The sequence below is a fragment of the Enterobacter sp. T2 genome, from assembly GCF_010692925.1.
GTDB lineage: Bacteria > Pseudomonadota > Gammaproteobacteria > Enterobacterales > Enterobacteriaceae > Enterobacter > Enterobacter kobei.
In genome coordinates this window covers 3,821,346-3,843,988 of the sequence record NZ_CP048736.1, presented here as the reverse complement: position 1 = coordinate 3,843,988, position 22,643 = coordinate 3,821,346, and the positions used below count along the sequence as shown (strand labels likewise).

The 22,643-nt window shown below is 56.1% G+C and carries 16 protein-coding genes and 3 tRNA genes; 10 read left to right on the top strand and 9 right to left on the bottom strand.

The genetic code is table 11. The annotated features are described in order from the left end of the window. Nucleotides 1–248: 248 nt before the first annotated feature. The 3 genes from ptrA to recD are packed head-to-tail and all read left to right on the top strand — an operon-like array spanning nucleotide 249 to nucleotide 8,487. Nucleotides 249–3,131, top strand: coding sequence for a pitrilysin (gene ptrA, locus G0034_RS18420; RefSeq protein ID WP_088127248.1), 2,883 nt, complete (start codon nucleotides 249–251; stop codon nucleotides 3,129–3,131). Next, nucleotides 3,128–6,670 (top strand): exodeoxyribonuclease V subunit beta, encoded by a 3,543-nt coding sequence (gene recB / locus G0034_RS18415; RefSeq protein WP_014885074.1) that lies wholly within the window; start codon nucleotides 3,128–3,130, stop codon nucleotides 6,668–6,670. Before ptrA ends, recB begins: the two co-directional genes overlap by 4 nt. Beyond that, nucleotides 6,667–8,487, top strand: coding sequence for an exodeoxyribonuclease V subunit alpha (gene recD / locus G0034_RS18410; RefSeq protein WP_014885073.1), 1,821 nt, complete (start codon nucleotides 6,667–6,669; stop codon nucleotides 8,485–8,487). The genes recB and recD overlap by 4 nt, the downstream gene beginning before the upstream one ends. A 54-nt stretch (nucleotides 8,488–8,541) precedes the next feature. On the opposite strand, the gene argA is transcribed toward recD, so the two are convergent. Beyond that, complete coding sequence (gene argA, locus G0034_RS18405; RefSeq protein WP_014885072.1) at nucleotides 8,542–9,873, bottom strand: amino-acid N-acetyltransferase; 1,332 nt, start codon at nucleotides 9,871–9,873, stop codon at nucleotides 8,542–8,544. A gap of 226 nt (nucleotides 9,874–10,099) precedes the next feature. Here argA and amiC point away from each other — a divergent pair, with 226 nt between their 5' ends. Then, the gene (gene amiC, locus G0034_RS18400) at nucleotides 10,100–11,353 is read left to right on the top strand and encodes an N-acetylmuramoyl-L-alanine amidase AmiC (protein WP_014885071.1); all 1,254 of its coding nucleotides are present in this window, start codon (nucleotides 10,100–10,102) and stop codon (nucleotides 11,351–11,353) included. Between the two features lie 89 nt (nucleotides 11,354–11,442). On the opposite strand, the gene G0034_RS18395 is transcribed toward amiC, so the two are convergent. The 3 genes from G0034_RS18395 to G0034_RS18385 all read right to left on the bottom strand — a co-directional run bounded on the left by G0034_RS18395 (nucleotide 11,443) and on the right by G0034_RS18385 (nucleotide 11,761). Beyond that, nucleotides 11,443–11,519 (bottom strand) — tRNA-Met (locus tag G0034_RS18395). Nucleotides 11,520–11,563: 44 nt separating this feature from the next. Next, nucleotides 11,564–11,640: transfer RNA gene (locus tag G0034_RS18390), tRNA-Met, on the bottom strand. Nucleotides 11,641–11,684: 44 nt separating this feature from the next. Then, nucleotides 11,685–11,761, bottom strand: a tRNA-Met gene (locus tag G0034_RS18385). Between the two features lie 208 nt (nucleotides 11,762–11,969). Here G0034_RS18385 and mltA point away from each other — a divergent pair. Then, on the top strand, nucleotides 11,970–13,067 hold the full coding sequence (gene mltA / locus G0034_RS18380) for a murein transglycosylase A (protein WP_014885070.1): 1,098 nt from the start codon (nucleotides 11,970–11,972) through the stop codon (nucleotides 13,065–13,067). A 77-nt stretch (nucleotides 13,068–13,144) separates the two neighbouring features. After that, nucleotides 13,145–13,951 carry a tRNA cyclic N6-threonylcarbamoyladenosine(37) synthase TcdA gene (gene tcdA / locus G0034_RS18375; protein ID WP_006811804.1) on the top strand — a complete coding sequence of 269 codons (807 nt, stop codon included), beginning with the start codon at nucleotides 13,145–13,147 and terminating at the stop codon, nucleotides 13,949–13,951. On the opposite strand, the gene csdE is transcribed toward tcdA, so the two are convergent. After that, nucleotides 13,942–14,388: a cysteine desulfurase sulfur acceptor subunit CsdE gene (gene csdE, locus G0034_RS18370; protein ID WP_014885068.1), complete on the bottom strand. Its 447-nt coding sequence runs from the start codon at nucleotides 14,386–14,388 to the stop codon at nucleotides 13,942–13,944. The genes tcdA and csdE overlap by 10 nt on opposite strands. Next, nucleotides 14,388–15,593: a cysteine desulfurase CsdA gene (csdA, locus tag G0034_RS18365; protein ID WP_045134125.1), complete on the bottom strand. Its 1,206-nt coding sequence runs from the start codon at nucleotides 15,591–15,593 to the stop codon at nucleotides 14,388–14,390. Before csdA ends, csdE begins: the two co-directional genes overlap by 1 nt. A 192-nt stretch (nucleotides 15,594–15,785) precedes the next feature. Here csdA and G0034_RS18360 point away from each other — a divergent pair, with 192 nt between their 5' ends. The 4 genes from G0034_RS18360 to rlmM all read left to right on the top strand — a co-directional run bounded on the left by G0034_RS18360 (nucleotide 15,786) and on the right by rlmM (nucleotide 18,808). After that, nucleotides 15,786–16,013 carry a YgdI/YgdR family lipoprotein gene (locus tag G0034_RS18360; protein ID WP_008499648.1) on the top strand — a complete coding sequence of 76 codons (228 nt, stop codon included), beginning with the start codon at nucleotides 15,786–15,788 and terminating at the stop codon, nucleotides 16,011–16,013. A gap of 349 nt (nucleotides 16,014–16,362) precedes the next feature. After that, entirely contained in the window at nucleotides 16,363–17,280 is a 918-nt protein-coding gene (gcvA, locus tag G0034_RS18355) for a glycine cleavage system transcriptional regulator GcvA (RefSeq protein WP_014885066.1), read from the top strand. A 39-nt stretch (nucleotides 17,281–17,319) separates the two neighbouring features. Further along, on the top strand, nucleotides 17,320–17,715 hold the full coding sequence (locus G0034_RS18350; RefSeq protein ID WP_014885065.1) for a DUF423 domain-containing protein: 396 nt from the start codon (nucleotides 17,320–17,322) through the stop codon (nucleotides 17,713–17,715). Continuing rightward, nucleotides 17,708–18,808, top strand: a complete 1,101-nt coding sequence (gene rlmM, locus G0034_RS18345) for a 23S rRNA (cytidine(2498)-2'-O)-methyltransferase RlmM (RefSeq protein ID WP_014885064.1) — start codon at nucleotides 17,708–17,710, stop codon at nucleotides 18,806–18,808. Before G0034_RS18350 ends, rlmM begins: the two co-directional genes overlap by 8 nt. Before the next feature lie 60 nt (nucleotides 18,809–18,868). On the opposite strand, the gene xni is transcribed toward rlmM, so the two are convergent. From xni to G0034_RS18330, 3 genes are all read right to left on the bottom strand, one after another. Then, nucleotides 18,869–19,624 carry a flap endonuclease Xni gene (gene xni / locus G0034_RS18340; RefSeq protein ID WP_179121176.1) on the bottom strand — a complete coding sequence of 252 codons (756 nt, stop codon included), beginning with the start codon at nucleotides 19,622–19,624 and terminating at the stop codon, nucleotides 18,869–18,871. Nucleotides 19,625–19,736: 112 nt separating this feature from the next. Beyond that, nucleotides 19,737–21,104, bottom strand: coding sequence for an L-serine ammonia-lyase II (gene sdaB / locus G0034_RS18335; protein WP_014885062.1), 1,368 nt, complete (start codon nucleotides 21,102–21,104; stop codon nucleotides 19,737–19,739). Nucleotides 21,105–21,169: 65 nt separating this feature from the next. After that, complete coding sequence (locus tag G0034_RS18330) at nucleotides 21,170–22,465, bottom strand: HAAAP family serine/threonine permease (protein ID WP_014885061.1); 1,296 nt, start codon at nucleotides 22,463–22,465, stop codon at nucleotides 21,170–21,172. Nucleotides 22,466–22,643 lie beyond the last annotated feature (178 nt).

Below are 22,643 nucleotides of genomic sequence, written 5' to 3'. Positions count from 1 at the left end.
CGCAGTCAGGGGTGTTCATTTATGATGCACTTCTTATCACGGACTGATGTACCCCCAATAAAGAGATGTTGGCGTGTCCAGCACGCAGTGTGTTAATGATGTTTACCCTAAATAATTCGAGTTGCAGGAAGGCGGCAAGAGTGTGAATCCCCTGGAGCTTACATAAGTAAGTGACTGGGGTGAACGCACGCAGCCAACGCACATGCAACTTGAAGTATGACGGGGATAGCCGTGATAAAGAGGTCGTAATGCCAGGCAGCACCGTGTTCAAAGCGTTTGTTTTGTTTATCGCCCTTTGGGCTCCCTTCACTCAGGCAGACTCCGGTTGGCAACCCGTTCAGGACACTATCCGTAAGAGCGAAAAAGACACCCGGCAGTATCAGGCGATCCGGCTTGATAACGGCATGACCGTGCTGCTGGTTTCCGATCCGCAGGCGGTGAAATCCCTCTCGGCATTGGTCGTGCCGATTGGATCGCTGGAAGATCCTGAGGCTCACCCGGGGCTGGCGCATTACCTCGAACACATGACGTTAATGGGGTCAAAGAAGTATCCGCAGCCGGATAGCCTGTCCGAATTTCTAAAAATGCATGGCGGCAGCCACAATGCCAGCACGGCACCTTACCGCACGGCCTTTTATCTCGAAGTCGAAAATGACGCGCTGGACGGGGCGGTTGATCGTCTTGCGGATGCTATCGCCGCGCCGCTGCTGGATAAAAAATACGCCGATCGTGAACGCAATGCGGTGAATGCCGAACTGACGATGGCCCGTACCCGAGACGGTATGCGTATGGCGCAGGTCAGCGCTGAGACGATCAACCCTGCGCACCCAGGTGCACGCTTCTCGGGCGGCAATCTGGAGACGCTCAGCGATAAACCCGGCAGCCCGGTCATTGATGCTCTGCATGCGTTTCGCGACAAATACTACTCAGCCAACCTGATGAAGGCGGTTATTTACAGCAACAAACCGCTGCCTGAACTGGCTGGTTTGGCGGCAAAAACGTTTGGCCGGGTGCCAAATAAAAATATCGACCTGCCAAAGATTGACGTGCCGGTTGTCACGGACGCGCAAAAAGGGATCGTCATCCACTACGTTCCTGCCATGCCCCGCAAGGTGCTGCGCGTTGAGTTCCGCATTGATAACAACACCGCACAGTTTCGCAGCAAAACCGACGAGCTGGTGACCTACCTGATTGGTAACCGCAGTCCGGGAACATTATCCGACTGGCTGCAGAAACAGGGGCTGGTGGAAGGGATTCGCGCCGATTCCGATCCTGTTGTAAACGGCAACAGCGGCGTGCTGGCAATTTCCGCCACCCTGACCGACAAAGGGCAGGCCAACCGTGATGAAGTGGTTGCCGCTATCTTCAGCTACCTCTCTTTGCTGCGTGAGAAAGGCGTCGATAAGCGCTATTTTGATGAACTCGCTCATGTGCTGGATCTCGATTTCCGTTACCCGTCCATCACCCGCGACATGGATTATGTGGAGTGGCTGGCGGATACCATGATCCGCGTGCCAGTGGAACACACCCTCGATGCGGTCAATATTGCCGATCGCTATGATGCGGCGGCGTTAAAAGCGCGCCTGGCGATGATGACCCCGCAGAATGCCCGTATCTGGTACATCAGCCCGAACGAACCGCATAACAAAACGGCCTACTTTGTCGATGCACCTTATCAGGTAGACAAGATCGGCGACCAGACCTTCGCTGCCTGGCAAAAGAAGGCTGGAGAGATTGCGTTGACGTTGCCGGAACTGAACCCTTACATTCCGGATGATTTTACGCTTATCAAAACCACTAAGGATTATCCGCACCCCCAGCTCATTGTCGATGAGCCGACGCTGCGCGTGGTGTATACCCCAAGCCGTTATTTCGCGAGCGAGCCAAAGGTGGATGTCAGCGTGGTGCTGCGTAATCCGAAAGCGATGAATAGTGCCAAAAATCAGGTGATGTTCGCGCTGAATGACTATCTCGCGGGTATCGCGCTCGATCAGCTTAGCAACCAGGCAGCCGTTGGCGGGATCAGCTTCTCCACCAATGCCAACAATGGTTTGATGCTGAATGCAAATGGCTATACCCAGCGTTTGCCTCAGCTGTTCCAGGCACTGCTGGAGGGCTATTTTAGCTATACGCCGACGGAAGAGCAGCTTGAGCAGGCCAAGTCCTGGTATGCGCAGATGATGGATTCTGCGGAAAAGGGCAAAGCCTACGATCAGGCGCTGATGCCAGCGCAAATGCTGTCGCAAATCCCGTATTTCCAGCGTGAAGAACGCCGGGCATTGCTGCCATCTATCTCATTAAAAGAGGTGCTGGATTACCGTGATGCGCTGAAAACTAACACGCGTCCTGAGTTCCTTATCGTCGGTAACATGAGCGAGGATCAGGCTAAAACGCTGGCAGAGAATGTCCGCACTCAGCTGGGTTCGAAAGGCGACGAGTGGTGCCGTAACCAGGACGTGCTGGTTGAGAAAAAACAGAATGTGATTTTTGAAAAAGCGGGGAGCAGTACCGATTCCGCGCTGGCTGCAGTGTTTGTGCCCACGGGCTATGACGAATTCTCCGGGTCCGCACAGAGCGCGGTGCTGGGGCAGATTATTCAGCCGTGGTTCTATAACCAACTGCGTACGGAAGAGCAGCTTGGCTACGCGGTATTTGCTTTCTCGATGAACGTTGGCCGTCAGTGGGGGCTGGGCTTCCTGCTGCAAAGCAGCGATAAACAACCGGCCTATCTCTGGCAGCGCTATCAGGCGTTCTTCCCGCAGGTGGAAGCAAAGCTGCGGGCCATGAAGCCGGAAGAATTTTCCCAGATCCAGCAGGCCGTCATTGCGCAGGTGATGCAGCCGCCGCAGACGCTGGGCGAAGAGGCGTCGCAGCTGAGCAAAGATTTTGATCGCGGTAATATGAAATTTGATTCGCGTGATAAAGTAGTGGCCGAGATAAAACAGCTGACGCCGCAGAAGGTTGCGGACTTCTTCCATCAGGCCGTGATTAAGCCGCAGGGCATCACCATTCTGTCTCAGGTTTCCGGTAGCCAGAACGGGAAAACGGAGTACGTGAATCCACAAGGCTGGAAAGTCTGGAAGAGCGTCAGCGCGCTGCAGCAATCAATGCCCTGGAGTAAGAAAGAATGACCGATACCGCTGAGTCCCTTGATCCCTTACGTTTACCTCTACAGGGTGAACGATTGATTGAAGCCTCAGCGGGAACGGGAAAAACGTTCACAATTGCCGCGCTCTATCTGCGCCTGCTGTTAGGGCTTGGCGGTAACGCTGCTTTTCCGCGCCCTTTGAGCGTTGAAGAGCTGTTGGTCGTGACCTTTACCGAGGCCGCCACCGCTGAGTTGCGCGGCCGTATTCGTACCAATATTCACGAACTGCGCATCGCCTGCCTGCGCCAGAGTACGGATAACCCTCTCTACGCGAGCCTTCTGGAAGAAATTGCTGATAAGCAGCAGGCCGCCCAGTGGCTGCTCCTTGCGGAACGACAGATGGACGAAGCGTCCGTCTTCACCATTCACGGGTTTTGCCAGCGCATGCTGAGCCTGAATGCGTTCGAATCCGGCATGCTGTTTGAACAACAACTCATTGAAGATGAATCCGTGCTGCGCTATCAGGCCTGTGCGGATTTCTGGCGTCGCCACTGCTACCCGTTACCGCGCGATATCGCCGAAGCGGTACATGCCTTGTGGAAAGGGCCAGAGGCACTGCTGCGCGCCATCGATCGTTATCTTCAGGGGGAAGCGCCGGTCATCAAATCGCCGCCGCCAGCGGATGAAACCCTGGCCTCACGCCATGAAAAAATCATCGCGCGAATCGCAGACATCAAGCAAAAATGGAATGAATCAGTCGGCGAGATTGAGGCGATCATCGAGAGTTCCGGGATTGACAGACGCAAGTTCAACCGTGGCAACCAGGGAAAATGGATCGAGAAGATCAGCGCATGGGCGAAGGAAGAGACGCGCGGTTATCAGCTTCCGGACGCGCTGGAGAAATTCTCACAGCGTTTCCTGGTTGAGCGGACCAAAGCCGACGGCATTGTGCCTGAACATCCCCTGTTTGTGGCAATTGAAACTCTGCTGGCGGAGCCCCTGACGCTTAACGATCTGATGATCACCCGTGCGATGACGGAAATTCGCGATGCCGTGGCGCGCGAAAAGCGCCGGCGGGGCGAGCTGGGGTTTGATGACATGCTGAGTCGCCTTGATGCGGCGTTGTGCAGCGAAAATGGCGAAGCGCTTGCAGAGGCGATTCGTACTCGCTTCCCGGTCGCAATGATTGACGAGTTTCAGGATACCGACCCTCAGCAGTACCGTATTTTCCGCCGTATCTGGCGCCATCAGCCCGGCACCGCACTGCTGTTAATCGGCGATCCGAAGCAGGCCATTTACGCTTTCCGCGGTGCGGATATTTTCACCTACATGAAAGCCCGCAGTGAGGTTGATGCGCACTATACGCTCGATACCAACTGGCGATCCTCTCCCGGCATGGTGGAAAGCGTTAACGCGCTGTTCAGTCGCATGGATATGGCGTTTATGTTCCGGGAAATCCCGTTTCTGCCGGTCAAATTTGCCCCGAAAAACGATTCGTTGCGCTTCGAATTCAACGGTGAGACGCAGCCCGCCATGCACTTCTGGCTGCTGGACGGCGAAGGCTGTGGCGTCGCCGACTATCAAAATGCCATGGCCCAGTACTGTGCGGCGCAGATTAGGGACTGGCTCAGCGCAGGCGCGCGGGGAGATGCGCTGCTGTGGAAGGGCGATAAACCCGCGCCGGTAAAAGCATCCGATATCACGGTGCTGGTGCGAAGCCGCCAGGAGGCCGCGCTTATTCGCGACGCCCTGACGCTACTGAATATTCCGTCCGTCTATCTTTCAAACCGCGACAGCGTTTTTGAAACGCTGGAAGCCCAGGAGATGCTTTGGCTGCTGCAGGCCGTGCTGGCGCCAGAGCGTGAAAGTACGCTGCGCAGTGCACTGGCGAGTGCGATGCTCGGGCTGAATGCGCGTGATATTGATGTGCTCAACAATGACGAAGCCGCGTGGGATGCCGTGGTAGAAGAGTTTGTTCGCTACCGCGAAAAATGGCAAAAGCGCGGCGTGATGGCGATGGTGCGTGAGCTCATGGCAGAGCGACACATTGCGGAGAACATGCTCGCAACCGCGGGCGGTGAGCGCCGTCTGACCGATATTCTGCATATCAGCGAACTGCTGCAGGAAGCGGGGACACAGCTGGAGAGCGAGCATGCCCTGGTGCGCTGGCTGGCGCAGCAGATTGCCGACCCGAACAGTAATTCGTCCAGCCAGCAGATGCGCCTTGAGAGTGATAAACACCTGGTGCAAATCGTCACCATTCACAAATCGAAAGGCCTGGAATATCCGCTGGTCTGGCTGCCCTTTATCGCCAATTACCGCGTTCAGGATCAGGCTTTTTACCACGATCGCGAGTCGTTTGAAGCGGTACTCGATCTCAGCAACGCAGAGTCAAGCGTTGAGCTGGCCGAAGCCGAGCGTCTGGCAGAAGATCTGCGTCTGCTTTATGTGGCGCTGACCCGCTCGGTCTGGCACTGCAGCCTGGGCGTTGCGCCGCTGTTTCGTCGCCGGGGCGATAAGAGCGGCGAGAGTGATTTTCATCTGAGTGCGCTGGGAAGGCTTATCCAGCGAGGCGAACCCAAAGATGCTGCCGGTCTGCGCCAGTGCATCGAATCTCTTTGCTCAGAGCATGTTGCCCTGCATATTCCGTCTCAGCCCGACAACAGCCGCTGGCAGACGCCGGAACAGAGAACGTCAGAGCTGCATGCCCGCCAGGTTGCCCGCACGATTGCCGACGACTGGCGCGTTACCAGTTACTCCGGTTTACAGCAGCACGGGCAAAGCGTTGCTCAGGATTTGATGCCTAAACTGGACGTAGATGCCGCAGGCGCAGGAAGCGTGCCCGCTGAACCGGTGCTCACACCGCATCAGTTCCCGCGTGGGGCCTCGCCGGGCACGTTTTTACACAGCCTGTTTGAAGAGCTGGATTTTACCCAGCCGGTCTCTGAAGAATGGGTGCTGAAGATGCTCCAGAGCGGCGGCTACGACGCCCAATGGCAGCCGGTTCTCACCGACTGGCTCCGCGCTGTTTTGCACGCGCCGCTCACGACACAGGGGATTTCCCTCAGCCAGCTGACCGCCAAAGATAAACAGGTCGAAATGGAGTTTTATCTCCCCATCGCCAGCCCGCTCAGGGCCGACGCGCTTGACGCATTGATCCGTGAGTACGATCCGTTATCCGCCGGGTGCCCACCGCTCAACTTCCGCCAGGTTCAGGGGATGTTAAAAGGGTTCATCGACCTGGTTTTCCGCCACGAAGGGCGCTACTACCTGCTGGATTACAAATCGAACTGGCTGGGTGAGAACAGCGAAGCCTATACCCAACAGGCGATGGCCTCAGCGATGCAAATGCATCGCTACGACCTGCAGTATCAGCTCTATACCCTGGCGTTGCACCGGTACCTGCGCCATCGCATGGCCGATTACCGTTACGAAGACCATTTTGGCGGCGTTATTTACCTGTTCCTGCGCGGCGTGGATGCTAACGACCCGCAGTCGGGCGTTTTCAGCACCCGTCCGGCCGTGGAGCTGATTGAAAAAATGGATAACCTGTTTGCTGCACGCACAGAGGAGATGGCATGACGATGCAGGCGCTATTACTGGAGGCGGTAGAACAACGATTATTGCGCCACCTGGACGTGCAGTTTGCCATGATGGTGGCGGGCGAGGAGCCAGCCGTTATGCTCGCTGCCGCCATTCTGAGTAAGGACGCAGGCGAGGGGCATGTGTGCCTTCCGCTGTCGCGTCTGGCTGTGGATGAGAAAATGCCTCCGGCGCTGCAGTCGTGTTTCGCGCTGCTCGGTGAGGCAGTGGACTGGCAGGCGATATTACTCCGCTCGCCTGCCGTCAGCGCGACCGATACCGGGACGCCACTGATTTTGACCGGCGAGCGTTTGTATCTGAACCGACTCTGGCGTAACGAACTGACGGTGGCGCGCTTCTTCAGCGAGACCAACGCCCCGCTTCCCTGCGATGAAGCGCAGCTCCGGCAAGTGCTGGATACGCTGTTTACCTCTGACGACGCGACTGACTGGCAGAAAGTGGCGGCCGCCGTGGCGTTAACGCGGCGGATCTCGGTGATTTCGGGCGGCCCGGGCACCGGGAAAACAACGACGGTGGCAAAACTGCTTGCCGCGCTGATTCAGTTATCCGGTGAGCAAAAGTGTCGTATTCGTCTGGCGGCTCCCACCGGTAAAGCCGCGGCACGTCTGACGGAGTCATTAGGCGGTGCCCTGCAAAAATTGCCGCTCACAGGGGAACAGCTTGCGCTTTTTCCCAATGAAGCCAGCACGTTGCATCGGTTACTTGGCGCGCAGCCGGGTAGCCAGCGTCTGCGCTACCATGCCGGTAACCCGCTACACCTGGATGTGCTGGTGGTGGATGAAGCGTCGATGATTGACCTGACGATGATGTCGCGGCTGATCGATGCTTTGCCGCCTCATGCGCGGGTCATTTTCCTCGGCGACCGTGACCAGCTAGCGTCCGTGGAAGCTGGGGCCGTGCTGGGTGATATCTGCACCTATGCCAGTCTGGGTTATACCGCGGAACGCGCGGAGGAGTTGGCCCGCCTGACAGGGTGTTCCCTTGCGGCGGAACAGCACTCGGTCGCGGGCGCGCTGCGCGACAGCTTGTGCCTGCTGCAAAAAAGCTACCGTTTCGGCAGCGACTCCGGCATCGGGCAGCTTGCGTCGGCGGTGAACCGGGGAGACCGGCACACGACCTGTGCGGTGTTTGACGGTACCTTTACCGACATTGAGAAAAAATCGCTGCAAAGTGGGGAAGAGTATCAGGCGATGCTGGATGATGCCTTGCTGGGGTATCAACATTTTCTCACCGGCGTACAACAGCAACGTCCGCCGGAGCAGGTGATTGCCGCGTTTGGCGAATATCAGTTGCTCTGCGCGTTGAGGGAGGGGCCGTTTGGCGTCAGCGGCCTGAATGACAGGCTGGAACAGCTGCTGGCGCAGAAACGTAAAATCAACCGTACCCTGCACTCGCGCTGGTATGAAGGGCGCCCGGTGATGATTTCCCGCAACGACAGTGCGCTGGGGTTGTTTAACGGCGATATCGGCATTGCACTCGATCGTGGGCAGGGGTTGCGCGTCTGGTTCCAGATGCCGGATGGTAGCGTGAAGTCCTTCCAGCCCAGCCGTTTGCCCGAGCATGAAACTGCGTGGGCGATGACGGTGCATAAATCGCAGGGCTCTGAGTTTAACCATGCGGCGTTGATCCTGCCGACGCAGCTTTCACCTGTCGTTACCCGCGAGCTGATCTATACCGCCATCACGCGTGCGCGTCAGCGCCTGTCGCTGTATACCGATGAACGCGTGCTGATGCAGGCCATCGCCACCCGCACGGAACGCCGAAGCGGGCTGGGCGCAATCTTTGAGTCTCTCTGAATGAGGGACGAAATGCAGGCCGGGTAAGCGCAGCGCTTCCCGGCAAGTGGCGTATTATCCCAGGTCGGCCATCAGCACTTTTGAACGGCGCTGATAGTTGTACATCTCTTTCTTCGTTTCCGGCAGGGAATCGATATCCACCGGCGTGAACCCGCGTTCCTGGAACCAGTGAATGCTGCGCGTGGTCAGGACGAACAGCTTGCTCAATCCCATCTGGCGCGCCTGCGCCGCCACGCGCTCTAGCAGCATTTCTCCGCGAGAAGAGCTCCGGTAGTCAGGATGCACAGCCACACAGGCCATTTCACCGATCTTCTCTTCCGGGAACGGATAGAGCGCGGCGCAGGCAATGGTCAGGTTATCGCGCTGAATAATGGTGAATTTGTCGATCTCCATCTCCAGCTGTTCACGGGAACGACGCACCAGAATACCCTGCTGTTCCAGCGGGCGGATCAGTTCCAGAATACCTCCGATATCGTTGATGGTCGCGCGGCGTATCTGCTCCGCACTCTCCATGACAATCTGGGTGCCGATGCCATCCCGGGAGAAGAGCTCCTGCAGTAAGGCCCCGTCTTCCTGATAGCTGATCAGGTGGCTACGGCGCACGCCGCTACGGCAGGCCTTCACCGCACCACGCAGAAAACGCACGGTGCCGGAGTGGTAATCTCCTTCGGCCTCCAGCGCTTCCACGCGCGCCTGGGCTTCATTCGGGAAGAGTTCCGGCACAATCACCCCTTCATCGTTAACGACGCCCTGTGAGGAGCAAAACCCAATCATTTTTTCCGCCTTCAGCTTGATAGCCAGCTGGGTGGCAATCTCTTCTGACGTGAGGTTGAAGCTTTCGCCGGTCACGGATACCGCCACCGGGCCCATGAGCACGATGGCACCGCTGTCCAGCTGACGGTGAATGGCCTCTTCATCAATACGACGAATGCGACCGCTGTGGCAGTAATCCACGCCATCGTCCACGCCGAGGGGCTGGGCGATGATAAAGTTGCCGCTCACGACGTTGATATGCGCCCCCTGCAGCGGCGTGTTGTTCAGACTCATCGACAGGCGAGCCGTAATATCCAGCTGCAGCAGCCCCGCCGCCTGTTTCACCAGTTCCAGGGTTTTCGCATCTGTGACGCGGGTATGTTTGTGATAAATCGGCTCGTGGTGGTGAGCGGCCAGGTTGGCATCGATCTGCGGGCGCGCGCCGTAGACCACCACCAGGCGGATCCCGAGACTGTGCAGCAGGCCTATGTCATTGACGATGCTTGAAAAGTTTTCATGTTCAATGGCTTCGCCACCAAGCATGATGACAAACGTTTTTCCCCGGTGGGCGTTGATATAGGGAACAGAATGGCGGAATCCCTGGACCAGTTCGGTTCTACGTTCCTTCACCATGGCACAACCCTTAATGAATGTTTATTCGTAATTTCTGTATTTTTATTCGATTGTGGCCGCGTGTGCAAGTGTAAATTTTCTGCGACCCACAGAAATGAATAAGTAATCCGTGCGTTAGCATCGAATTGTTTACCCTTTTATAGATGACAGTTTATGCGTCATTCGTTAAAGTTTTCGGTCAATCTGGACTTTTGTATATCAGTTCGTTTTCTTGCTCGGGAGAAGCATGTCGGGATCCAATTCAGCAATAAGCCGCCGCCGTTTGTTAAAAGGGGCCGGGGCAATGTGGTTGCTTAGCGTCAGCCAGGTCGGCCTTGCCGCCACGAGTCAGGTGGTGGCGGTGCGCGTCTGGCCGTCGTCGACGTACACGCGCGTGACGGTCGAATCCAATCGTGTGCTGAAATATAAGCAATTTGCCCTCAGCAATCCTGAACGTGTGGTAGTGGATCTCGAAGGCGTGAACCTTAACTCCGTGCTGAAGGGGATGGCGGCGCAGATCCGCGGTGACGATCCGTTTATTAAATCGGCGCGCGTCGGGCAGTTTGATCCGCAAACCGTGCGTATGGTGTTTGAGCTCAAACAGAACGTGAAGCCGCAGCTGTTCGCTCTCGCCCCTGTGGCGACGTTTAAAGAGCGTCTGGTAATGGATCTCTACCCAGCCAATGCAACGGATATTCAGGATCCGCTTCTGGCCCTGCTGGAGGATTACAACAAAGGCGATCTGCAACGTCAGGTTCCGCCTGCGCAAAGTGGTCCGCAGCCGGGCAAAGCGGGGCGCGATCGCCCGATTGTGATCATGCTCGATCCTGGCCACGGCGGCGAAGACTCCGGTGCGGTGGGGAAATATCATACGCGGGAGAAAGACGTGGTGCTGCAAATTGCCCGTCGTCTGAAGGCGTTGATTGATAAAGAGGGCAATATGCGCGCCTACATGACGCGCAATGAAGATGTCTTTATCCCGCTGAAAGTTCGCGTGGCAAAAGCGCAGAAGCAGCGCGCCGATCTCTTCGTCTCGATCCACGCAGATGCCTTTACCAGCCGTCAGCCGAGTGGATCGTCAGTGTTTGCGCTCTCAACCAAAGGCGCGACCAGTACCGCGGCGCGTTACCTGGCCGACACTCAGAACGCCTCGGATCTGATCGGTGGCGTGAGCAAAAGCGGTGACCGCTACGTCGACCACACGATGTTCGATATGGTGCAGTCCCTGACCATTAACGACAGCCTGAAGTTTGGTAAAGCAGTGCTGGGCAAGCTGGGTAACATCAATAAGCTGCATAAAAACAGCGTTGAGCAGGCCGGGTTTGCGGTGCTTAAAGCGCCGGATATTCCCTCCATACTGGTCGAAACGGCGTTTATCAGTAACGTTGAAGAGGAGCGTAAGCTCAAGACGGCAAAATTCCAGCAGGAGGTGGCGGAGTCGATTCTGGCGGGGATTCGGGCGTATTTCTCAGACGGGGCGACGCTGGCGCGACGCGGATAGCGCATTCAGCCGGGTGAAACGCCCGGCACATTCACAAACGACAGATACAAAAAAACACCCTTCAGGGTGTTTATTGTTTTTAGAAGTGTTGGTTGCGGGGGCCGGATTTGAACCGACGACCTTCGGGTTATGAGCCCGACGAGCTACCAGGCTGCTCCACCCCGCGTCCGTCTTTCTACTCTTGTAGAAACTTACTTCTTCAAATTTGATTGGTTGCGGGGGCCGGATTTGAACCGACGACCTTCGGGTTATGAGCCCGACGAGCTACCAGGCTGCTCCACCCCGCGTCCGTCTTTCTACTGTCGTAGAAGATACTTCATCAAATTTTAATTGGTTGCGGGGGCCGGATTTGAACCGACGACCTTCGGGTTATGAGCCCGACGAGCTACCAGGCTGCTCCACCCCGCGTCCGTGGATGCGCACTATACTCGGATAGGTTTGTGATGCAACCCCTTTTTTACATAAATCATGATTTTGTATGCAAATTGAACGACATGGCGCTGTATGGACTATTTTTTGCGCAAAATTTGCCAAAGGGCATGCGAACGCATTTCATTAGCCCTGGCGGTTTGTTATCTTCATCACGCGGAAATGGGCAACTTAAAGACGAGATATAATGAAAGGACGTTGGGCGAAGTATCTGATGGCAGGCGCAATGGTAGCGATTCTTGCGGCCTGCTCTTCCAAACCGACCGATCGCGGTCAACAGTATAAAGACGGGAAGTTATCCCAGCCTTTCTCTTTAGTTAATCAGCCTGATGCTGTCGGTGCTCCGATCAACGCCGGCGATTTCTCCGAGCAGGTTTACCAGATCCGCAATGCGTCGCCGCGTCTGTATGGCACTCAGAGTAGCGTGTACAACGCGGTCCAGGACTGGCTGAAAGCAGGCGGTGATACACGTAACATGCGCCAGTTTGGTATTGACGCCTGGCAGATGGAAGGGGCGGATAACTACGGCAACGTCCAGTTCACAGGGTATTACACGCCCGTGATTCAGGCGCGACACACGCGCCAGGGTGAGTTCCAGTATCCTATCTACCGTATGCCGCCAAAACGCGGTCGTCTGCCTTCTCGTGCAGAGATCTACGCGGGTGCGCTGAGCGAAAACTACGTTCTGGCTTACAGCAACTCCCTGATGGATAACTTCATCATGGACGTTCAGGGCAGTGGCTACATCGATTTTGGCGACGGTTCGCCGCTTAACTTCTTCAGCTATTCCGGTAAAAACGGCCACGCCTATCGCAGTATTGGTAAGGTGCTGATCGACCGCGGTGAAGTGAAGAAGGAAGATATGTCGATGCAGGCGATCCGCGAGTGGGGCGAAAAGCACAGTGAAGCCGAGGTGCGTGAACTGCTGGAGCAGAACCCGTCGTTCGTCTTCTTTAAACCGCAAAACTTCGCACCGGTGAAGGGGGCGAGTGCCGTTCCGCTGATTGGCCGCGCGTCGGTGGCATCGGATCGTTCTATTATTCCTGCGGGTACCACGCTGCTGGCGGAAGTCCCGCTGCTGGACAACAACGGTAAATTCAACGGTCAGTATGAGCTGCGTCTGATGGTGGCGCTGGATGTGGGCGGGGCGATTAAAGGCCAGCACTTCGATATTTATCAGGGCATTGGCCCGGATGCTGGCCACCGTGCGGGCTGGTATAACCACTACGGACGCGTGTGGGTGCTGAAGGCCGCACCGGGTACCGGAAACGTATTCAGCGGTTGATTGTGGTATTCTGAGCGCAATACGGATTACTTGTTCAGGGTGAGGAAGAACCTCACCCTTTTTACATCTGAGGTTTTATGTCTGTGGTAATCAGCGATGCCTGGCGTCAGCGTTTTGGCGGCACGGCACGTCTCTATGGTGAAAAAGCCCTGCAGCTGTTTGCGGATGCGCATGTCTGCGTCGTGGGCATTGGTGGTGTGGGGTCGTGGGCGGCAGAGGCGCTGGCGAGAACCGGTATTGGCGCAATCACGCTGATTGATATGGATGACGTTTGCGTCACCAATACCAACCGTCAAATCCATGCCCTTCGTGATAACGTCGGCCTGGCAAAGTCTGAAGTGATGGCGGAACGCATTCGTCTCATTAATCCGGAATGTCGCGTGACGGTGATCGACGACTTTGTCACGGCAGATAACGTCGCGGAGTACATGAGCAAAGGCTATAGCTATGTGATTGACGCTATCGACAGCGTGCGTCCCAAAGCGGCGCTGATCGCCTACTGCCGTCGCTACAAGGTGCCACTGGTCACGACGGGCGGCGCGGGCGGGCAAATCGATCCGACGCAAATCCAGGTCGCCGACCTGGCGAAAACCATTCAGGATCCGCTGGCGGCAAAGCTGCGTGAACGCCTGAAAAGCGACTTTAACGTGGTGAAGAACAGCAAAGGCAAGCTGGGCGTTGACTGCGTGTTCTCGACCGAAGCGCTGGTCTATCCCCAGGCGGACGGGTCGGTCTGCGCAATGAAAAGTACGGCGGAAGGACCCAAACGTATGGATTGCGCCTCAGGGTTTGGGGCGGCCACCATGGTAACCGCTTCCTTTGGCTTTGTGGCGGTTTCTCACGCCCTGAAAAAGATGATGGCGAAGGCGGAACGTCAGGCCTGAGCCTGACGTGCTGCGTCCAGTACCGCGTCGCTGAGCGCGATCAGACCCTGACCGCGTGAGGCGCTGAGCTGCGCGCGCAGCCCGAGCTCATCGAAGAACATTAGCGGCGAATGTGCTAACAATTCTGCCGCGCTTTTCCCTTCCACTGCGGTTAACAGAACCGCCAGCAGCCCGCGCACGATACGGCCTTCGCTGTCGCCGAAGAAGTGAAGCTTCTCCCCGGATACGCTAAACCCGAGCCAGACGCGGTTCTCGCAGCCAGCGATCTCTTTCGCCTGCGCTTTAAGATCGTCTGAAAGCGTGGGGAGCTGCTTGCCCAGCAGGATCAGCTGACGATATTTGTCCTCCCACTGCGTGAGGGGAGCGAAGGTCTGTTTTAAGGTCTCTTCTGTGATGACCGTGCCGAACGGATGTCCGGCTAACGCTGCTTGAGTCATTAATCCACCAGTATTTCAAGGGCGCGGTCAACGGCGCTAATCAGTGCCTCGACATCGCTTTGAGTATTATACGGCGCAAACGAGGCGCGCAGGGTGCCGCTCACGCCGAGCGCTGCCAGAAGCGGCTGGGCGCAGTGCTGTCCTGCCCGCAGGGCAATGCCGTACCCGGCCAGCAGCGTCACCATGTCGCTATGATGAACGCCTGCGAAATCAAAGGCGAGCAGGCTCGAGTCTTGTACGCGGAACGAGCGGAAACCGGGGCGTTTTTTAAGTTCTTCTTCTGCCAGCGTCGCCAGGCCGCGGCTCCAGCTCTCCGCCTGAACAATGTCTGTTTCAGTCAGCCACTCCAGCGCAGCGCTTAAGCCAATCACGCCCGCCACGTTTGGCGTACCGGCTTCCAGACGATAAGGTACATCCTGCGTTTTGAAGCCGTCGAATGTCACCTCGGTAATCATTTTGCCGCCCCCGAGCCACGGCGTCATTTGCGCCAGCCGTTCCGGCTTGCCGTAGAGTGCGCCAATGCCGGTTGGCCCGTAGAGCTTATGTCCGGAGAAGGCATAGAAGTCGATATCAAGCGCCTGCACATCAGCCGGGAAATGCACTACCCCCTGCGCCCCGTCGACCATCACCACCATACCGCTGGCATGGGCAATCTCAATAGCGCGGGCCAGATCCGGGCAGCCACCGGTGACGTTGGACATCTGCCCCAACGCCAGGATGCGGCTGCGTGGGGTAATCAGCTCGGGCAAACGTGCCACATCAGGCAGGAAGTCTGCACCCAACGGAAGTTTGACAATCTGCGCCCCCGTTTGCTCGGCCACCATCAGCCACGGCACCAGGTTAGCGTGGTGTTCCGCCTCGCTGACGATGATTTCATCTCCTGCCTGCAGCCGTGGGCGGGCATAGCACTGAGCCACCATGTTAATGGCTTCGGTCGTGCCGCGCGTCCAGACGATACTTTTTCCGCTTTCAGCATTGATCAGGCGTGCAACCTGATCGCGTGCGGCTTCGTAGCGCGCGGTTAAGCGCTGCGCTTCGGCAAACTGACTGCGATGCACGTTCCCGGCGCTCAGGCTGTAGAACTGCTGCGTCGCGTCAATCACCGCCTGGGGCTTCAAAGCGGTGGCGGCGCTATCAAGGTAAACACCGGCATCGGCCAGCGCCGGGAACTGTGCGCGAAACTGCGCAGGACTGAAAGCGTTCATGGGACTCCTCATATCAATAACGCGATCGTCGCGCAATTTCAGCGGCAGGGCAAGGAGGTTGATATCTATCAGATTCGTCTGCTTATCCTGGCGACCTCGTAAAAGCAGGTTATGCTAAATAGTGTTAGGCGGATGTTTTAGCCTGTTATAAATCGAGGTTTGAATAGCATTAATTGCTAAAGGAGAATAATCATGAATAAGACAGCTGCAATCATTTCTGCCTGTGCGTTTACTTTTGCCCTGAGCGCCTGTTCTGGTAACAACTACGTGATGCATACCAACGATGGTCGTTCCATCGTTTCGGAAGGGAAACCGACAACCGATAACGATACCGGGATGATTTCGTATAAAGATGCGAACGGGAACAAGCAGCAGATCAACCGCACGGACGTGAAAGAGATGAAAGAGATCGAGCATTAACCGATCGCAGGCGAAAAAAAAGCACCGCAAGTTGGCGGTGCTACATTAATCACTATGGACAGACAGGGTAAATGTACAGGAAGTGAAAAATTGGTAGCGTTGCTACCGTGGTCTGAATCGCAGACCAATTGCAAACACAACAACACAACATCACAACCGTAAGCCAAAAGCCCTTCAGAACACGCATTCCGAAAAAAGCTCTTCGTTCCGGCTCAGGAAGTGCCGCCACTATAGGTATTTGCTGGTAGTTCCTCAACGGACAAATTATAATGGCTCAGATAAAAAAAACTAATAGGTTAAACGTTGTTTCCTATTTGTTAAATTCAGTTAACATCTAAGCCAGATAACCATGTCAAAGCGATTGCCACCCCTTAATGCATTACGCGTTTTTGATGCAGCAGCACGTCACCTCAGCTTCACCCGTGCGGCAGATGAGCTTTTTGTGACACAGGCCGCAGTAAGTCACCAAATCAAGTCTCTGGAGGATTTCCTGGGCCTTAAGCTATTTCGTCGACGCAATCGTTCATTGCTGTTGACTGAAGAGGGGCAGAGCTATTTTCAGGATATTAAAGAGATTTTTTCCCAGCTCACGGAAGCCACGCGCAAGCTGCAGGCCCGCAGTGCAAAAGGTGCCCTGACTGTCAGTTTATTGCCCAGTTTTGCCATTCAGTGGCTGGTGCCAAGACTCTCAAGCTTTAACTCAGCTTATCCGGGGATCGACGTTCGAATCCAGGCGGTGGATCGTCAGGAAGACAAGCTGGCCGATGATGTGGATGTCGCCATTTTTTACGGTCGAGGTAACTGGCCGGGCTTGCGTGTCGAGAAATTATACGCAGAATATCTGCTGCCGGTCTGCTCGCCTCTGCTGTTAACGGGCGATAAAGCGCTGAAGACCCCCGCTGACCTGGCGCAGCATACGCTTTTACATGATGCCTCTCGCCGCGACTGGCAAACGTATACCCGTCAATTAGGTCTAAGTCATATAAACGTGCAGCAGGGGCCCATTTTTAGCCACAGTGCGATGGTGCTACAGGCTGCCATTCACGGGCAGGGAGTGGCGTTGGCTAACAACGTGATGGCGCAGTCCGAAATTGAGGCAGGCCGTCTGGTTTGCCCGTTTAATGACGTACTGGTCAGCAAAAATGCATTTTATCTGGTTTGTCATGACAGTCAGGCAGAACTGGGTAAAATAGCCGCCTTCCGGCAGTGGATACTGGCAAAGGCGGCAAGCGAGCAAGAGAAATTCCGCTTCAGGTATGAACAATAACGTTTGTGTGCCGGGCACGCATTAATTCAGGACTTAAACATGACCAGCCGATTCATGCTTATTTTTGCCGCGGTGAGTGGCTTTATTTTTGTTGCACTGGGCGCCTTTGGCGCACATGTATTGAGTAAGTCGTTGGGTGCTGTCGAGATGGGCTGGATCCAGACCGGCCTTGAATACCAGGCGTTCCATACGCTGGCTATTTTCGGACTGGCGGTGGCGATGCAGCGTCGGATCAGCATCTGGTTTTACTGGAGCAGCGTTTTTCTGGCGCTGGGTACAGTGCTGTTCAGCGGCAGCCTCTACTGTCTGGCACTTTCACATCTGCGCCTGTGGGCGTTTGTTACACCCGTCGGCGGCGTCAGCTTCCTGGTGGGGTGGGTATTAATGTTTATCGGAGCTATCCGTCTGAAACGCAAGGGCGTTGTTCATGAATAAAGTTGTTTTATATTGTCGCCCGGGGTTTGAGAAAGAGTGCGCCGCGGAAATTACCGATAAAGCGGCGAAGCGCGACGTCTTCGGCTTTGCCCGCGTGAAAGAGAATGCGGGCTATGTGGTCTTTGAATGCTATCAGCCCGAAGATGCGGATAAGCTGGCGCGCGAACTGCCGTTTAGCTCGTTGATTTTCGCTCGTCAGATGTTTGTGGCGGGTGAGCTGTTGAAAGACCTTCCCCCGGAAGACCGCATCACGCCAATTGTCGGCATGCTGCAGGGCGTAGTGGAGAAGGGCGGCGATCTGCGCGTGGAAGTGGCGGATACTAACGAAAGTAAAGAGCTGATGAAGTTCTGCCGCAAATTTACCGTGCCGCTGCGCGCGGCGCTGCGTGATGCGGGGGTGCTGACGAACTACGAAACGCCGAAGCGTCCGGTAGTACACATCTTCTTTATCGCTCCGGGCTGCTGTTATGCCGGCTATTCGTATACCAACAATAATTCGCCATTCTATATGGGGATCCCGCGTCTGAAGTTCCCGTCGGATGCACCGAGCCGCTCAACCCTGAAGCTGGAAGAGGCCTTCCACGTCTTTATCCCGGCCGATGAGTGGGACGAGCGTCTGGCTAACGGTATGTATGCCGTCGATCTTGGCGCGTGCCCGGGCGGCTGGACCTATCAGCTGGTGAAACGCAATATGTGGGTATCGTCTGTCGATAACGGTCCAATGGCGCAAAGCCTGATGGACACCGGGCAGGTAACCTGGCTGCGTGAAGACGGTTTCCGCTATCGTCCGACCCGTAACAACATCTCCTGGATGGTGTGCGACATGGTTGAGAAGCCAGCAAAAGTGGCCGCGCTGATGGCCTCCTGGCTGGTGAACGGCTGGTGCCGCGAGACCATTTTCAACCTCAAGCTGCCGATGAAAAAGCGCTACGAGGAGGTCTCTCAGAACCTGGCCTACATCCAGGCGCAACTGGATGAGCACGGTATTAACGTGGAGATCCAGGCGCGTCAGCTGTATCACGATCGCGAAGAGGTGACGGTACATATTCGTCGCTGGTGGGCGGCCGTAGGCGGGCGTCGCGACGAGCGATAGCGCGCGCTTTGTTTTGCCCGGTGGCGCTGTGCTTGCCGGGCCAACAAAACCGTGAACCGTTTAACGCTCTAACCGCAACTGCTGCAAATTCCCGTCCAGCTGTAAATCCGTCTGTAACGTCGCCACATCCCGACATATAAACGCCATCTCTTTGTGCGCCTCCAGCTTTTTGCGCCATTTTTCCGGCACGTCATCCAGCCTGGCGTATATCCCCTCCAGACTCTGAAAATCTGTCAGCAGCTGGGCGGCGCTCTTCGGCCCGATACCCGCGACCCCCGGTACCTTCGAGCTGCTAATCCCCGCCAGTCCCCAGTAGTCAGGCAGTTGATCTGGTGAGACGCCAAACTCGCTGGCAATAAATGGCGCGTCCAGCCAGCGTTTCTGGAAGTAATCGCGGATACGGATGGTGGGAGAGAGAAGCTGGCAGTAGCCTTTGTCCGTTGAAACGATAGTGGCCTGATGTCCGGCACTCGCTACCTTGACCGCAAGCGTCGCGGCCAGATCGTCCGCTTCGTTGCCGTGTGCGCCCCAGCAGGGAACGCCGCGTTGTTCAAAGGCCGCGCGAATAACGGGCATTTCGGCATGCAGGTCGTCCGGCATCGGCGCGCGTCCGGCCTTGTAGTCAGGGAGACGCTGGTGTCGCCAGCCGCTGTTCCGCGCTTCGTCATCAAACACCGCCACTGCATGGGTAGGTTCGCTATGGCGAATAAGCTGCTCCAGCGCGTGCAGGCAAGTGTCCTTACAGGGCGTGCCCTGTACCGCATGGATACGGCGAATCAGGTTGAGCGCGTCGACGATAAGTAAATGAATAGCCACAGATAATCTCCCTTAAAGCTAATGGGTAAAGGGTATCACTGTCAGCGGGTTGAAACGAATAGCGTGAGGGAAAACAGGAAGAAGCCTCGCAAAACGAGGCTTCCTGAGAGGCTTAATCGCAGGTCACGATCTTCATCGCCAGGCCGCCGCGAGAGGTTTCGCGGTATTTGGCGTTCATATCTTTGCCTGTTTCGTACATGGTTTCGATAACTTTATCGAGGCAGACGCGCGGTTCGCTGGTGCGGCGCAGGGCCATACGTGCCGCGTTCACCGCCTTCACGGAGGCGATCGCGTTACGCTCGATGCACGGTACCTGTACCTGCCCGGCAACCGGGTCACAGGTCAGACCCAGGTTATGCTCCATGCCGATTTCCGCCGCAATGCACACCTGAGCCGGGCTCGCGCCCAGCAGTTCAGCCAGACCCGCCGCCGCCATGGAGCAGGCCACGCCGACTTCACCCTGGCAGCCCACTTCCGCACCGGAAATCGACGCGTTCATCTTATACAGAGAACCAATCGCGCTGGCGACCAGCAGGTAGCGCGCCAGAGAGTTGGCGTTGACCTCACGGATAAACTTGTCGTAGTACGCCAGCACGGCCGGAACGATACCGCATGCGCCGTTGGTCGGCGCGGTGACCACGCGGCCCCCTGCGGCGTTCTCTTCATTCACCGCCAGGGCAAACATGTTAATCCAGTCCACGACGGCCATGGGGTCGGTAGTCGTTTTGTCGGTGCTCACCAGCATACGGCGCAGCGCCGCCGCACGACGCGGTACGCGAAGCTTGCCAGGCAGAACGCCTTCGGTAGTGATCCCGCGCTCAATACCGCCGCGCATCACTTCCCAGACGCTGGTGAAGTGCTGTTCAAGTTCCTCTTTGCTGTGAAGGGCCAGCTCGTTTTTCATCATCAGACCAGAGAGGGAAAGCCCCGTCTCCTGGCAGTGACGCTGAAGATCCGCCGCCGTTTTGTACGGATACGGCACTTCAACAGAAGAGGTACTGGTTTGACCAAAGTGGTCTTCGTCGACGATAAAACCGCCGCCGATAGAGTAATACGTCTGGCTGTAAACCGCTTTGTCGCCGGCCAGCGCGGTAATGCGCATGCCGTTTTCGTGCAGCGACAGGTTGTCCGCATGGAAATTCATGCAATGGTCAACCGGGAATTCAACCTCATGCTCACCGTTCGCCAGCAGCAAACGACCGTGGGTGTTCACATCCTGGATGAAGCCAGGGATCGCATCAATATCAACGGTATCCGGCAGGTTCCCCGCCAGGCCCATGATAATGGCGATATCGGTATGGTGGCCTTTCCCGGTCAGAGAAAGGGAACCGTAAACATCGACAACCACGCGGGTAACGTCATGCAAGATGCCGCGTGCAATCAAGTCGTCCGTGAACTGCTTACCGGCTTTCATTGGTCCGACGGTGTGAGAGCTGGAAGGACCAATACCGATTTTGAAGATATCGAATACGCTAATCATGATGCGTCCATTGCTTTCAGTCAGAGAGGGAGGAGTGCGCCGTCCGAAGACGGCGCGGGTGACAATCAGAACATGGTGTACAGGGAGTAGAAGATCGCAGAGATAGCGATAAGACCCATGATAACCACGAAGACATTACTCACATGGCCGCTGTACTTACGCATGGCTGGCACTTTCTGAATCGCATACATCGGCATCAGGAACAGAATCATCGCGATGACCGGGCCACCCAGCGTTTCAATCATACCCAGGATGCTTGGGTTCAGGGTCGCTACCGCCCAGGTGGTGAGCAGCATGAACAGCGCTGTGATTTTATTCAGCTTGCTGATTTCAATGCTCTTGCCTTTACCACGCAGAGATTTAATCACCATACCGTTGAAGCCTTCGCGTGCGCCCAGGTAGTGGCCCAGGAAGGATTTGGTGATGGCGATCATCGCGATGATCGGTGCCATCCACGCAATCAGCGGTGCGTTAAAGTGGTTCGCCAGGTAAGACAGAATAGAGATGTTCTGATCTTTCGCTGCCGCCAGGTCTGCCGGGGAGAGGCTCAGTACGCAGCTGAAGACGAAGAACATCACGGTCAGCACCATCATGATGTGAGCGCGAGCCAGGATGCTGGAGCACTTCTTCTCAGCGCCATTACCGTACTCTTCACGTTTCGCCACCGCGAAAGAGGAGATGATCGGGGAGTGGTTGAAGGAGAAGACCATGACCGGGATTGCCAGCCACAGGGTCATCAGCAGGCCGTTACCGGTTGCAGACGCGCTGCTCAGGGACAGCGTTTCCAGTGCGGCACCGTTCCACTGTGGGATCAGGTAGCAGGCCAGCAGCATCAGTGCTGCGACAAACGGGAATACCAGCACGCTCATGGCTTTCACAATCATCTGCTCACCGAAGCGCACGATGGTCATCATGCCGACAATCAGGATCAGAGACAGGATGGCACGCGGTGGTGGCGTCATGTGCAGCTGGTGCAACATGAAGCTTTCAACGGTGTTGGTGATGGCCACGCTGTAAACCAGCAGGATGGGATAAATCGCGAAGAAGTAGAGCAGGGTAATCAGTTTACCTGCACCCACGCCGAAGTGTTCTTCAACAACTTCGGTGATGTCTTCGCCCGGGTTTTTACCGGACAGCACGAAGCGGGTCAGACCGCGGTGTGCGAAGTAGGTCATCGGGAAGGCGATGATGGCCATGATGATCAGCGGAATCAGACCGCCGACGCCTGCGTTGATAGGAAGAAACAGTACACCAGCGCCGATTGCTGTGCCGTAAAGGCCAAGCATCCACATGGTATCCGTTTTGCGCCAACCACTTCGGGATTCAATCGAAGCAACGGTGCTGGTTTGAGTGGTTTCCATCTATATCTCCTGGAGGAAGCAAATTGTCAGGTTTCTAGTCAAATCCGATGAAAAAGTGCCTGACGGTAATATGAAATTCGTTCAGTGACGGTTTTTTAATAATTTTCGCCCGTAACTATTGGCGGGCGGAAAGATACATTCTCGTTATGAATCTATCAGTGATCCTGATCCCAAATGC

What these genes read in the sequence shown, in the direction of transcription:
- ptrA (WP_088127248.1), top strand. Translation starts at nt 249, where the DNA reads ATGCCAGGCAGCACCGTGTTCAAAGCGTTTGTTTTGTTTATCGCCCTT.
- recB (WP_014885074.1), top strand. Translation starts at nt 3,128, where the DNA reads ATGACCGATACCGCTGAGTCCCTTGATCCCTTACGTTTACCTCTACAG.
- recD (WP_014885073.1), top strand. Translation starts at nt 6,667, where the DNA reads ATGACGATGCAGGCGCTATTACTGGAGGCGGTAGAACAACGATTATTG.
- argA (WP_014885072.1), bottom strand. Translation starts at nt 9,873, where the DNA reads ATGGTGAAGGAACGTAGAACCGAACTGGTCCAGGGATTCCGCCATTCT.
- amiC (WP_014885071.1), top strand. Translation starts at nt 10,100, where the DNA reads ATGTCGGGATCCAATTCAGCAATAAGCCGCCGCCGTTTGTTAAAAGGG.
- mltA (WP_014885070.1), top strand. Translation starts at nt 11,970, where the DNA reads ATGAAAGGACGTTGGGCGAAGTATCTGATGGCAGGCGCAATGGTAGCG.
- tcdA (WP_006811804.1), top strand. Translation starts at nt 13,145, where the DNA reads ATGTCTGTGGTAATCAGCGATGCCTGGCGTCAGCGTTTTGGCGGCACG.
- csdE (WP_014885068.1), bottom strand. Translation starts at nt 14,388, where the DNA reads ATGACTCAAGCAGCGTTAGCCGGACATCCGTTCGGCACGGTCATCACA.
- csdA (WP_045134125.1), bottom strand. Translation starts at nt 15,593, where the DNA reads ATGAACGCTTTCAGTCCTGCGCAGTTTCGCGCACAGTTCCCGGCGCTG.
- G0034_RS18360 (WP_008499648.1), top strand. Translation starts at nt 15,786, where the DNA reads ATGAATAAGACAGCTGCAATCATTTCTGCCTGTGCGTTTACTTTTGCC.
- gcvA (WP_014885066.1), top strand. Translation starts at nt 16,363, where the DNA reads ATGTCAAAGCGATTGCCACCCCTTAATGCATTACGCGTTTTTGATGCA.
- G0034_RS18350 (WP_014885065.1), top strand. Translation starts at nt 17,320, where the DNA reads ATGACCAGCCGATTCATGCTTATTTTTGCCGCGGTGAGTGGCTTTATT.
- rlmM (WP_014885064.1), top strand. Translation starts at nt 17,708, where the DNA reads ATGAATAAAGTTGTTTTATATTGTCGCCCGGGGTTTGAGAAAGAGTGC.
- sdaB (WP_014885062.1), bottom strand. Translation starts at nt 21,104, where the DNA reads ATGATTAGCGTATTCGATATCTTCAAAATCGGTATTGGTCCTTCCAGC.
- G0034_RS18330 (WP_014885061.1), bottom strand. Translation starts at nt 22,465, where the DNA reads ATGGAAACCACTCAAACCAGCACCGTTGCTTCGATTGAATCCCGAAGT.